This is a genomic window from Edaphobacter bradus (assembly GCF_025685645.1).
GTDB lineage: Bacteria > Acidobacteriota > Terriglobia > Terriglobales > Acidobacteriaceae > Edaphobacter > Edaphobacter bradus.
The window spans coordinates 12,923-25,203 of record NZ_JAGSYF010000005.1; the positions used below are offsets into that span (position 1 = coordinate 12,923).

The 12,281-nt window shown below is 61.0% G+C and carries 13 protein-coding genes; 4 read left to right on the forward strand and 9 right to left on the reverse strand.

Features of this window, described 5'->3' with window-relative positions; genetic code table 11:
• Nucleotides 1-14 precede the first annotated feature (14 nt).
• The 4 genes from OHL16_RS17685 to OHL16_RS17700 all read left to right on the forward strand — a co-directional run bounded on the left by OHL16_RS17685 (nucleotide 15) and on the right by OHL16_RS17700 (nucleotide 5,623).
• Entirely contained in the window at nucleotides 15-578 is a 564-nt protein-coding gene (locus OHL16_RS17685; RefSeq protein WP_263368530.1) for a carboxymuconolactone decarboxylase family protein, read from the forward strand.
• Nucleotides 579-1,135: 557 nt separating this feature from the next.
• Nucleotides 1,136-2,317: a tRNA epoxyqueuosine(34) reductase QueG gene (gene queG / locus OHL16_RS17690; protein ID WP_317891098.1), complete on the forward strand. Its 1,182-nt coding sequence runs from the start codon at nucleotides 1,136-1,138 to the stop codon at nucleotides 2,315-2,317.
• Nucleotides 2,318-2,421: 104 nt separating this feature from the next.
• Entirely contained in the window at nucleotides 2,422-3,459 is a 1,038-nt protein-coding gene (locus OHL16_RS17695; protein ID WP_317891087.1) for a YihY/virulence factor BrkB family protein, read from the forward strand.
• A complete protein-coding gene (locus tag OHL16_RS17700; protein ID WP_263368532.1) occupies nucleotides 3,446-5,623 on the forward strand; it encodes a PP2C family protein-serine/threonine phosphatase in 2,178 nt (725 codons plus the stop codon). Before OHL16_RS17695 ends, OHL16_RS17700 begins: the two co-directional genes overlap by 14 nt.
• A gap of 15 nt (nucleotides 5,624-5,638) precedes the next feature.
• Here OHL16_RS17700 and OHL16_RS17705 read toward each other — a convergent pair whose 3' ends face one another.
• From OHL16_RS17705 to OHL16_RS17745, 9 genes are all read right to left on the reverse strand, one after another.
• Nucleotides 5,639-6,790 (reverse strand): YncE family protein, encoded by a 1,152-nt coding sequence (locus OHL16_RS17705; protein ID WP_263368533.1) that lies wholly within the window; start codon nucleotides 6,788-6,790, stop codon nucleotides 5,639-5,641.
• A gap of 290 nt (nucleotides 6,791-7,080) precedes the next feature.
• Entirely contained in the window at nucleotides 7,081-7,218 is a 138-nt protein-coding gene (locus OHL16_RS17710) for a hypothetical protein (protein ID WP_263368534.1), read from the reverse strand.
• The gene (locus OHL16_RS17715) at nucleotides 7,215-7,943 is read right to left on the reverse strand and encodes a cytochrome c biogenesis protein (protein WP_317891088.1); all 729 of its coding nucleotides are present in this window, start codon (nucleotides 7,941-7,943) and stop codon (nucleotides 7,215-7,217) included. Before OHL16_RS17715 ends, OHL16_RS17710 begins: the two co-directional genes overlap by 4 nt.
• Before the next feature lie 64 nt (nucleotides 7,944-8,007).
• A complete protein-coding gene (locus tag OHL16_RS17720; protein WP_263368535.1) occupies nucleotides 8,008-8,697 on the reverse strand; it encodes a heme exporter protein CcmB in 690 nt (229 codons plus the stop codon).
• Nucleotides 8,694-9,194: a Cys-tRNA(Pro) deacylase gene (gene ybaK, locus OHL16_RS17725; protein WP_263368536.1), complete on the reverse strand. Its 501-nt coding sequence runs from the start codon at nucleotides 9,192-9,194 to the stop codon at nucleotides 8,694-8,696. The genes OHL16_RS17720 and ybaK overlap by 4 nt, the downstream gene beginning before the upstream one ends.
• On the reverse strand, nucleotides 9,191-9,913 hold the full coding sequence (locus OHL16_RS17730; RefSeq protein WP_317891089.1) for an ABC transporter ATP-binding protein: 723 nt from the start codon (nucleotides 9,911-9,913) through the stop codon (nucleotides 9,191-9,193). Before OHL16_RS17730 ends, ybaK begins: the two co-directional genes overlap by 4 nt.
• A 31-nt stretch (nucleotides 9,914-9,944) precedes the next feature.
• Nucleotides 9,945-10,400: a cytochrome c maturation protein CcmE gene (locus OHL16_RS17735; protein WP_263368537.1), complete on the reverse strand. Its 456-nt coding sequence runs from the start codon at nucleotides 10,398-10,400 to the stop codon at nucleotides 9,945-9,947.
• 429 nt (nucleotides 10,401-10,829) lie between these two features.
• Complete coding sequence (locus OHL16_RS17740; protein ID WP_263368538.1) at nucleotides 10,830-11,633, reverse strand: hypothetical protein; 804 nt, start codon at nucleotides 11,631-11,633, stop codon at nucleotides 10,830-10,832.
• Between the two features lie 104 nt (nucleotides 11,634-11,737).
• Complete coding sequence (locus OHL16_RS17745) at nucleotides 11,738-12,250, reverse strand: hypothetical protein (protein WP_263368539.1); 513 nt, start codon at nucleotides 12,248-12,250, stop codon at nucleotides 11,738-11,740.
• Nucleotides 12,251-12,281 lie beyond the last annotated feature (31 nt).

The following is a 12,281-nucleotide window of genomic DNA, read 5'->3' on the forward strand; positions in this document are numbered from 1 at the left end:
TTAGAGGCTCCTGTATGAACGACATCGTCAGACCATTATCCCCGCGCATCCACCCCCTCCCCCCGGGGGAGCGCGATACCGAGTCCCGCGTGCTTGTCGATAGCATCGGCTCCAGCGCCACTGGCAACACCTTTGACACGCTGGTACGGCATCCCAACCTCCTCCGCCAATGGATGCCCTTCACCGTCGCTCTGGCGGTCAACGGGGCTCTGCCGCCCCGTCTCCGCGAGCTCGCCATCCTCCGCACAGGCTGGCTCTGCCGCGCCGAGTACGAGTGGGGACAGCACGCCGTCCTCGCGCGCAAGGTGGGTGTCTCCGACGAGGAGATCGCCCGGGTCAAGAGCGGGCCCGAGGCGGAGGGTTGGACCGAGCTGGAGGCCGCAGTGCTCCGCGCTGCCGACGAGCTACACTCCGACGCCTGCATCACCGATGAAACCTGGGCGGTGCTCGCCGCACACCTCGACGAGCGCCAGCTCATCGAGGTGCCCATGCTCGTCGGCCAGTACCACATCGTCTCCTTCACACTGAACACACTCGGCATACAGCGCGAGCCGGGCCTGGGCGGCTTCAATGGATGAAGCGGCCCGGCTCGAGTCTCATCTTGTTCGCGATTTGCATGCGGGCATCTACAACACACCTGGCTTTGAACACGCACTTCACAACGCTCGTCTCATCGAGGCTGTAAAGCGCGCTGGTGAACGAGGCGAGCCCTGACTTGACGGTGGTCATCGATCACATGGCCGATTGTCCCATCGATCGGCCGCACGAGCTTAAACAGGGAACTAGACTGCGAAGGTTCCAGTATGGGATCTGCTCTTCCACGGCCAAGATCGAGAACAGAACGTCACTAAATTCCTCATCGAATTAAGCGCCGTTATTCGGTGTCCGATATAGTGTCCGTTCAATTTCCGATTACGTGCAAGCCCATGCAGATCGCTGCAGAACGCCAGAATCCGTAACCCACTCTAGATATGTGCGTTATCGCCTCTATGCGACCCGATGCTGGAGGATGCGAAATGGGTGAAATCACATTTCGAGTCAGGTGCATTCAACCGGGCTCTGCCACCTCTCCGTAACTTCAGTTTACCCTTGAATCAGCGCGGAAGCAAAGCGCTGGAGGAGGGTCGGATTGGCGGTGGAGTGGACTCCTGAGCTTGAGCAGTGGCTGCGTGAGCAGACTGCCTTGGCGGGCTTTGACGCTGCCGGGGTCGCCCCGGTCGCGGCCCCGGAAAGCCCCTCCGAACGCCTCTCCGCGGAGCGCTTTGCTGACTGGGTTGATGCTGGCCGTGCCGGCGAGATGGAGTACCTCAAGCGGCGCGACGAGCGCGGCGTCCTGCTTCGCAGCGGAGTGCAGGTTGCGATGCCCTGGGCGCGGTCGGTCGTCGTCTGTGCAGTGAACTACAACGCCGCAGCGCCGTTGTCGATCGACCCTGCGCTCCCCGGCACAGGCTGGATCGCCCGCTATGCATGGAGCGGCAAGCAGAGCAGCGAGCGGCGCGAGGGAGCAGCGGAAGAGAGTGCGTTCGCTCCCACCGACTACCACGACGAGTTGCTGGCCCGCCTTCGACAGATCGAGCAGGCGCTGCACGAGCGCTTCGGCTGCGAGACGCGTTGCTACGTCGACACCGGGCCGCTCGTCGAGCGCACTATCGCGGAACAAGCCGGCATCGGATGGATCGGCAAGAACACATGCGTCCTCACCCAGCAGCTCGGCTCGTGGCTGCTCCTGGCGGTCATCGTTACCTCGATGCCCGTCGCGGAGAGTGTGCCGCTGCAGATTGCCGCCGACCGCTGCGGCTCCTGCACGCGCTGCATCGACGCCTGCCCCACCGGAGCCCTCGTCGCGCCGCGCGAGATGGACGCCTCTCGCTGCATCGCCTACCTCACCATCGAGAAGAAGGGCGCCATCCCCGAAGATCTCCGCGAGCCTATGGGCCGCCAGGTCTTCGGCTGCGACATCTGCCAGGATGTCTGCCCCTGGAACCGCAGCGCTCCGGTTACTCCGCGCGAGGGCATGCTGCCCCGGCCCGAACTCATGAACCCCGCTCTCGACTGGCTGGCCTCGCTCGACGAGCCCGCCTTCCGCCGTTGGTTCAAGGGCTCGCCGCTCGAGCGCACGCGCCGCAAGCGCCTTCACCGCAACGTCGCGATCGCCATGGGCAATAGCGGTGAGCAGGGCTTTCTACCGCAGTTAGACGAGTGGAGCGCCGCTGAAGACCCCATCCTCGCCGAGACGGCGCAATGGGCTGCCCGTCGGATTCGAAGCCGTGAGGAGGATTGTCAACCTGCAGCTTTGGCATCATCTCCCAAGGCGTGAAAGCCTGCCCTCGCTCTGCTAGCATCTCAGTAAGGTCGCGCGGTCCGGCGAGTCAGCCCGTCATCCCGTCATATCGTCGTGTTTTGTTTTCTATGTTTTCTATCGTGCCCCCCAATCCATCCCCCATCCAGCCGGACGCCTCGCCGGTATCGCCGAAGCAGGTTGAATCGCCGGCCTCGACAGATCTTGCTGAGTCGCCTGGGTCCAAGACCCAGTCCACTAAGGCCCGGTCCGAGGGCGAGAAAGTAAAATCCAAGTCCATTGCAGAGGTGAAGCCGGTCATCCGTGAGGCCGGCCTCGGAGTCCCGTTCGCCGAGATCATTCGTTATCTCGCGCGAACTGACGTCCACACCTACGCCTTCAGCGTTGCCGCCAATACCATCCTGTCGCTCTTTCCCTTCATCGTTCTCCTTTTAACTCTTACTCGTGCCGTCTTCCACTCCCGCGCCATGGAGCAGGTCGTCGCCGAAATGTTGAAGAGCTTCCTTCCCACGGGACAGGACTTCGTCCTGCGCAACATGCAGTTGCTCGCGCATCCCCGCAAGAGCACGCAGTTCTTCTCCCTCTTCATGCTCCTCGTCACCTCCACCGGAGTCTTTCTTCCGCTCGAGGTTGCGCTCAACAGTGTCTGGGGAGTTAAAAAGAACCGCAGTTATCTTCGCAATCAGGCCGTCTCGTTAGGTCTGGCCTTCGGCATGGGCGCGCTTGCCATGGCCTCAGTGGCCTTTACCTCCAGCGCGCGCGTTGTGCTCACCTGGGTCTTCTTTGGACACACGGAGAATATCTTCTTCGCGTTTGCGTCCTTCTGGTTCCTCCAGGTCTGCGCCGTCGCGGCCAGCATCCTTTTGTTCTTCTTTATCTACTGGATTCTCCCTAACCGCAAGGTCCCTGCGCGCGCAGTGCTACCGACGGCCATCGTCGTCGGCCTGCTCTGGGAGTTGGCCAAGGTTCTCTACATCCACGCGCTGCCGTTGCTCGACTTTCAGGGCGTCTACGGGCCGTTTTATATCTCAGTTGGATTAATGATGTGGGCGTTCCTCTCCGGCCTGCTACTGTTAGCGGGAGCCCACTTCTCGGCCACCCGCTACACCCTCAGGATGGCGCGGCAGTCCGAACTCGAGGAGAACCATGCAATCCGCTGAGTCCCCAGTCCAGCGATGGCTGAAGCAATGGTCGCCCTCCGGCCTGGCCGGCGCGGCGCTGTGGCTCGCTGCGTGGTTCTGCCTGCTCTTCGCACTGCGTCGTTTGCCGGGCGCGATAGGAACATTCTTCAGCGTCATTCAGTTCTTCGTCGGCGTTGCGCTTGCAGTCGTCGCTATTCCTCTGCTCACGCGCATTGTGCGGCGTCGCATGCTCTGGAGCCTCCGCAACAAACTCGTCGTTACGTACCTGCTCATCGGGCTAGCTCCGGTGGTGCTGTTTGTGACGCTCGTGCTCGTCTCGGCTTACGTCGCTGCAGGTCAGTTTTCGATTCACCTGGTGGACTCCCGCGTTCAGGAGGAACTGGGCCAGCTCAGCAGCGATAACGCCCACCGCACCGAACGGATTGCTCTCATCCTTCAGCAGGGCATGCTGGTTCGGAATGCCCCCAACATGGACTGGACGGTCGGGCTCGACACGCCCAATCTCAAACTGCGCCGCGAAACGTCGGCTTATCTCAACGGAGCGCCCGTCGACACAGGGAGCCACCGCGACAAGACCCCGCTCGGCCTGCCTCCGTGGGCCGCAGAGCTTGAGGGCGGGCATTTTCAAGGACTCGTCCTCGACGGCAGGGACCTATACCTGGTCGGGCTGAATCAGCAGCGGCTGAACGATGGTCGCGTGCTGAGCGTCGTCAGTAGCCTGCCCGTCGACAGCGCAATGATGGATCTGCTTTCGAAGGGGCTCGGGCACGCCCAGCTCTTCGTCGAGCGCTTCGGCTCCAGCGCAACCCCCCAGATCCAGAAGAGTGCAGAACGGAAGATTGAGCAGAAGGCCCGCGAGGCGGCCCAGCGCGACGCTCCGCTCCCTCGTGAGCTGTCCGTCGGCGGCGGCTCACAGCCTCCCGGAGTCAATCTCGCCGACGTCCAGGTACACTTTCTCTCAACGCTCGGCATGATCGACTGGGAGACCGGCGAGCACGACAGCGTTCCCATCAAAGTCGATTCGCGTCCGTCCTTGCTCTACAACCAACTCTTCGGAGCTTCGCTGGGCGGGATCGTCACTAATGTCTACCGCGTCGGTCTGCTCATCCTCTGCATCCTCTTCGGCGTCATTGAGCTTCTGGCGCTGATCATGGCCATCCGGCTGAGCCGAACGATCACAGCCTCGGTCGCAGATCTCTATGAGGCCACGCAGAAGATCGATCGCGGCGAGCTCGACCACCGTATCGGCGTCCAGCGCACGGACCAACTCGCCGAACTCAGCCGCTCCTTCAACACGATGACCGGCTCGCTCCAGCGCCTTCTCGTCGAGCAGAAGGAGAAAGAGCGGCTCCAGAACGAGATCTCCATCGCACAGGAGGTCCAGGCCAACCTCTTCCCACAGAGCATCACGAGTCTCGACACGCTGGAGCTGCACGGAGTCTGCCGCCCGGCGCGCTCCGTCAGCGGCGACTACTATGATTTCCTCGTCTTCTACGAGGAGGCGCGCAACGGCACGCCGCGCCGCGAGATCGGTCTCGGCATCGCCATCGGCGATATCAGCGGCAAGGGAATCTCCGCCGCCCTGCTCATGGCGACGCTGCACTCCGCCGTGCGCGCCTATCGCTTCGCCAGTGAAGAACTCGTCTACAGCGAGTCTGTCGTCGCTGGCCTGACGGCGAGCCGCGATGAGAACGGCCGCGACTGCGATGAACTCTTCCAGTCGCCGGGCCGCATTCTCTCGCTGCTCAACCGCCACCTGTACCGCAGCACCCAGCCCGAGAAGTACGCGACGCTCTTCCTGGCCCACTACAACGCAGCGAACGCTCAGCTCACGTACTCCAACGCCGGGCAGCTTCCGCCGCTCGTGCTGGGCCGTGACGGAACCATCCGGCGGCTCGATCGCGGAGGCACGGTTGTAGGTCTCATCGACGGCATGCAGTACGACGAGGACACCTTCACGATGAAGTCCGGAGATATTCTCGTCGCCTACTCCGACGGCGTTACGGAACCAGAGAACGACTTTGGTGAGTTCGGCGAGGAGCGCCTTATGGAGGTCGTCCGCCGCTACCGCGAGCAGCCCCTCCACATCATCTCCGCCCAGGTCATGCAGGCCCTCGATGCGTGGATCGGAGCCGACGAGCAGCCGGACGATATCACGCTCGTCCTTGCCCGCCAGGTTTAAGCGCGTTGCAAACGACTACTGCTTAATCAAAAACGACTTCACGATAATGTCGTTTGGCCCGCTTCCGGCAGGAAGCATCGTGAACAGTGTCGCTCCCAGCCTCCCCTGCGTCCGGATCACCGCCACGTCGCCGGAGTGCGCATCCGCCGCGAGCAGAAGGTGCTCATCTGCCGAAAAGGCCAGGGCGTCGGGCGCCGAGCCGGTATGGATGCTGTTTACAAGCCTTCCGTCATCGATGCTATACAGGCTGACCGAGTCGGCACCGAAGTTCGTCACCCAGAGCGCGCTGTTGTCCCTGCTCACGATCCCGCGGACCGGCTTGGTGCCGATCATGTACGTCCCGCCGACCTCGTTGGTCCAAGTCGAGATCTCAGAGATGCTGTCCGAACCGAAGTTGGAGACGAAGATCTCGCCGCCATCAGGCTTCATCGCCAGATGGACCGGCGCCGCTCCGACATCGAGAAGGGCCAACATGTGATCGGTCATCAGCGATGGGTCCTGTTTTGCCGCCCATGAGTCCGGCACGGCTGCCAGGCTGATTGCCATGGCCTGATGTCCCCCCGAACACGCTACGAATGCCTTCGAGGAGTCCGGCAGGATCACAGCGTCTGTGGCTCCCGGACACCCCGGAAAGGCCGCGCGGAGCCGCAGAATCTGCTGCGGCGCCGCATCGTACGCCCCCACCGCAAAGACCGAGACGCTACCGCTTCCGCGATTAGTTACCACCAGCGAACGCCCGTCCGGCGCGATGCGCGCCAGTCCTGGCTGCTCCCCGGTACCGGCAATAGCTATCTCGCGCCGCCTCTCAAGGTCGATCACGCTGACGTTGTTCGAGCCTGAATTCGCGACATAGGCCCGGCGTCCGGCGCCATCCACACTGATGAAGTAGGGGTCACGATGCACGGGAATCGTCGCCGCGACTCGAATGCCTTCGGCATCCAGAACTGAGACCGTACCCGATTTTGTATTGACGACATAGATCTCGTTGCGCTGCGGATTCACAGCCATGCCCGAGGGATTGTCCCCGACCCGCAGGGTGCGGTCCTGACGGAGGTTGACGAGATCCAGAACGCTGACAGTGTTCGACGCCCCATTGCTGACAAAGGCATACTCACGGTATCCCGCCGGTACATCGGGGAAGCTGTTACGACGGCAGCCTGAAATCAATAAGATAGCCGCCAGTGCCGTTAGAACTCGCAACTGGGGAAAGGATGGACGGAAGGTCAGCACTTTTGCGAGTCTATCGGCCGGAGAGGGCAGCGGCAAGTTCCTGAAAAAACTGCCCGCAACCGAAACAGGAGAAGAAAGCTGCAATTTTGCCAAAAGAGATGCGAAACCTTTTCCATTCGTCCGTGTTCACGCAGATGGTGCGAAGAGTTGCCAGATGGGGAGCTCGAGCATCATCTGTAATTCCTTCTCGGACAACGAAGCCGCTTCATGTGGCTTCGTTGATTTTTTTAATTACGCTTTGTCTTCGTCCAGGACGAGGCGATCCAGGCCAGATACGCTCCCTGCGCAATCCACACGCCCGCGTAGACGAAGACCAGATGGCGATGGCCCATGGAGCTGAAGTCGAAGAAAGTGTTCCAGGTCATTGCGAAATCTCCAGCGACGCCTCGATGGCGCGCAAGGCCTCTTCCTGCTCCGCGAGCTGCCTGCGGCGCTCAAGGGCGAAGCGGAAGACAAGGATGAAGACACCCCACATCGCCCAGCCGGCGAGGTTCCAGAGGACAGCAGGGTAGAAGCTGGGGTCGAGGCTGCCTCCGTCCCCGAAAACCGGAGCCGGATGCTGCGTGCGCCACCAGCGGATCGACATGAAGACGATGGGGACGTCGATCGCCGCGAAGACCGAGAGCACTGCGGCGAGAGTTCCCGTCTGACCGGCCATGGAGAAGCGGCGGACGAGAAGATAGCTGACGTAGAGCAGCCAGAGGAGGAGTTCTGATGTGAGCCGGGCATCCCAAGCCCACCAGATTCCCCAGGCGGGCTTGCCCCAGAGCATGCCGCTCGCGAGGCAGACTCCGACGTAGAGGACAGTCACTTCTGCGGAGGCGACGGCGAGTGCATCGGCGGTGAGGGCCTTCAACGGATCGCGGCGCCGCCAGAAGAGAAAGGCGAGCGAAGCGAAGAAGTTTACGTAAGGGAAGACGAGGCCGAGGATGGCGTGAGGCAGATGGTAGTAGAAGATGCGCTGCACGTCGCCCATCGTCGCCTCGGTCGGGACGAGGAAGATGGCCTCGCGGAAGCCGACGACGAGAACCGCGACGGTTGCGAGGAACCACAACCAGGCGGCGTTGCGGAGAGCGGATGAGCGGGCCACGATGGGTCTATTTTAGCGCGAAAGCCGACGTTTTGCGTTTTATGGTCAAGCCGTCGAGTGGTCGTTATTCGGCGTTGAGAACGGTCTCGAAGAGCAGGATGCAGACGGTGGTGTAAATGACGTCGTATCCGGCCAGTTGGGTGATCCAGGTCCGGATGTAGATCGGGTCGAGTTCTGCGGTGATGACGCCGGTTGTGGCCTGCACCATCATCAGGATTGCGGGCAGCGAGATAGGCAGCAGGATGAGAGGTAGCAGGAGCTCGCGGTTGCGGGCGCGCAGGCCGAGCGCGGCGAAGAAGGTTCCGTTGACCACCAATGCCCACGTGCCGAGCGGCAGAATGATAGCGAGAAGCCACGCGTTGCCGAGGACGTGGAGGTTGAAGAAGACGATGAAGATGGGCGCCAGAACCGCTTCGACGATGAGGACGAAGAACATGTTCGCGAGCGCCTTGCCGAGGAAGAGGGCAGAGGCGGCAGAGGGCGCCATGCGCTGGGCCTCGAGGACCTGATTGCGCTGCTCGCGCGTCCACGACTGGTTGAGGGCTGTAATGGAGGCGAAGAGCAGGCCCACCCAGAGGATTCCTCCGGAGATCTGGCGCGTCGTCGTCGGATAGCCCGCGGGATCGAAGGCGATGGAGAAGACGACGACGACCAGCAGCACGAAGAAGAGCATGCCGTTGACGGAGTCGCGCGAACGCCATTCGAGACGGAGGTCTTTGCGCAGGTGCTGGAGGATCTGCGAGAGGTACTTCATTCGTGCACCGCAGCTTTGGTAAGGTCGGCGAGCGTGGCCTCGGCGGCGCGGAGATAGTCTGCGGGGCTGAGAATGAGCTGGAGGCCGCGAAGGCCGGCGGAGACGCTGATGACGTCGAAGAGTTCAATGGTCTCGTCGGCGAAGGCAGGGAAGGGCTTGCGCGCCCCCATGACTGTGACTCCACCGCGGACGTAGCCGGTGAGCGGTTCGACGTCTTTGAGTGATGCCAGTTCGATTTTTTTTACTCCGGCTGCTTTGGCGAGTTTCTTCAGATCGAGCTCGGCGTCGCCGGGGATGACAGCGAACAGGTGCGCGCCATCGTTGGTCTGGGTGAGCAGGGTCTTGAAGACCTGCTCGGGAGGGAGGCCGATCTTGCGGGCGACGGAGATGGCGGTCAGGTCTTCTGGATCAACCTCGTAGACGCGTAGTTCGTAGGTGATTTTGAGGGAGTCAAGGAGGCGCGCGGCGTTGGTCTTAGCTGGTGCAGATGCCTTCATGCGGCGGTCTCGGCTATCTCGACGATCTGACCCTGGCGCATGGTGAGAGTTCGGTCGGCGAGTGGCTCGGCGAGCGTCGCCTGGTGGGTGGTGAGGATGATGGTGCGTTGGCCTCCGCCGGCGACGGGCCAGGTGCGGAAGTCGGCGAGGAGCTCGACCATGTGTTTTGCGCTGGCGGCGTCGAGGTTGGAGAAGGGCTCGTCGAGGAGGAGAAGCTCGGGATCGGTCTGGAGGACTCGTGCGAGAGAGGCGCGCTGGCGCATGCCCTGCGAGTATTGGCCTACGGGACGACGCAGCGAAGGATCGAGGCCGACGGCGCGGAGGGCCATCTCGGGCGAGCCGACGCAGGCGCAACTGTTGCCTCGATGCAGGGAGGCGAAGTAGGTGAGGTTCTCCATGGCAGTGAGTTCGTCGTAGAGCATGGGCGCGTGGCTCATGTAGGCGATACGGCGGCGCTGGCTGCGCGGCGTTTCGCCGAAGACAGTCGCAGTGCCGCGCGTAGGTGCGATGAGCCCGGCGATGATGCGCAGGAGAGTCGATTTGCCCGCGCCGTTTTCGCCGAGGATGACGGTGCACGATCCCGGCGCGACGCAGGCGGTGACGTTACGCAGCGCGGCGAAGGTGCCATAGATCTTGGAGACGGATTCGACAGAGACGCAGATGGGCTGTGCAGCGGTGAAGGAGGCACTGCTGCGAGTTGTTGCTTCCGTCTGCATCATGGTCGTCCGTTTGTGGCGCGGCGGATTTATTTTATCGGGCTGCGGGCAGCGCTGTTGCCGCTGTCGTCGTCGCGGGCTGCTGATTCGGCACGGGTGCGTACTTGGAGGCGCACTTGGCCTGGATCTCAGTGGCGTGGAAGACTCCGTCGCGGCCGAAGGTTCCGACGGCGAGGGCCTGTGCGTCGTCCTTGAAGGTGTCGGGCGGCGGCTCGGTGCCCTGATAGCTGACCTGAAGATGGTGACCCTGCTCGAGAAGATCAAAGGTCGCGTTGGTTCCTACGCGGTGGATGCTGCCGGGAGCTACGTTGCCTGCTACGCGAAGGTGCCGGACGTAGGCTTTGTTCCCCATGCCCTGAAGCTCACTGATGGTGACGTAGTAGCTCTTGTTGTCGCGGACGCCGGTGTAGGCCAGATAGCCGACCGTGGCGAGGATGAGGATAGTGGCGGCGATGATCTTGAGCGAGTTCTTCGGATCGGCGTTCGACATGGGCGTTTCCAACGTCAAGTGTAATGCGTTTGGTTGGAGTTTGACAGGAGGGGCACCCCCTCCCCCGGGGGATTTTATGTAAAGTATTCATTGCATTGGATTTAGGTTTGGACTTATTATGTAAAATATTCCATCTAAAGGGTTTAATTGCCAAAATATTCAAAAGAAATGAGTTATGGGTGAAAAGGAAAGCCCCGGTTGCGCCGGGGCTCTCCTTCTTTGTGTGTCTGGTTTTATTTTAGCGGATTGAGGGAAACTACTCTGCCACTAGGAAGTGGTTTATTTTTATGGGGTTGACTGGTTTGGGGGCTTGACAGGATTTTCTGTGGAAATCGGACAGCCGACCAGACGAAGATTTCGATACGGCTTAGGCCCCGATAGCCTGTCGGGATGCTCCGTGACGACGCCGCCACCACTGATTGCCGGGAGTTAGTTCCTGCGCATAGCCATCGACACATCCTGCCGTAGGGTGAAATCAAGCAGGGTCTCACTCGGCACCTTCACTTGGTCTCCCTTTGTGATTATCTCCGACCCAGCACCCGCCGCCGCACCAGCGCCCGCCCCGATCGCTGCACCCTGGCCGCCGCCAGCGACGGCGCCGATGATCGATCCGAGAGCTGCTCCGCCGATGGTTCTCTTTGCAGTGCTCGCCCCGCGCGACTTGCCGGTCACTTCATATTCTCCCGTCACAACCGGTACTGTCAGCCCGTTCACGACAATTCCCGTGAGCTCCAACCGCAGCTGCGATCTACCGGTAAACGTCCCTGATTCTCTCGACTCCGCCAGCCGGCCATATACGTCGGCCCCCTTAGGGACTACAACCTTACCGTCGGCCATCAGCGGTTCTTCGAGCGAAGCCTTGAATCGATCCCCAATCTGGTTCTTCGTGGAATCGATGGCATCGATGGTACGTACTGAAATCTGCGTTCCTGCCGGGATAGTGATGTACGCCGGTGTCGCCAGTGGCTTGGGTTCGTCGGGAAGCGAGCTCTTCGGCTCGGCCGGCATGTCACTCGCGCCCCTTTCGGAATCAAACCTGAGCAAAGTAATGTCAGCGAGGTTGTACTTCTGCACCGATGAGCCTACCTGGAAGCTGATCTCATTCTCCGTGCCACCTAAGAACTTGCCCTTAATCAGGCTTCCATTCTTCAGCTCTAAAGAATCGGCCCACGCAATCGAGGCCCACAAGCACAGCGCTATGACTGATCTGCAATTTCGCTTAAACTTCATCATCGCCACTCCTTTGCAACGTTCATGCTTACTTCCATCGGTTTGGGTCGATGCCTGGCATTGAGCAAGATTCCTGGTATCTGCTGCACTAACTTTCTGAAGCTGCTCTAAGGTTGTACCAAAGGAACCTGTGAGGCCAGCTGCACGTCAATCAGCGCGACCAGCCGCCGGTCCATCTGGAAAAATAGAGCGGTTTTCTTGCCGGATATCACCTTACCAAATATCGGCATGTACTTGAGACGCAGCTGCGCTGCTGCCTGATCGACTTCAATCGCCTTGCGCATAAGACTGGTGGCCTGATCGTCGGTGAGCGTGTTGTAGCTGGCAGCATATTCCTTGAGAGCCGCATACTTCGCGTCGTTAATCTTGACCAATTCTGCGGTGTACTGATCGTAGAGGGGCCAGAATTTCTCCGCCTCGTTGTCAGTGAGTTGGAGATTGGCAGCGATGATTTGTTTTTTCTGGGAGCGAATGTCCTTCCTGAGTAAGTCGATATCCTGGTCCGTCGTGCTCTGAGCGGAGTTGCCCGAGGGCGTTTGCGACGAATTTTGACCGAGCGAGCTGGTGGTCAAAATCACAATTGTTGCCATGCTGATCGATAGAAGACTCTTGCTGATCACAGAACTCTCCTCCTCTGTCGGGCAAATTCAA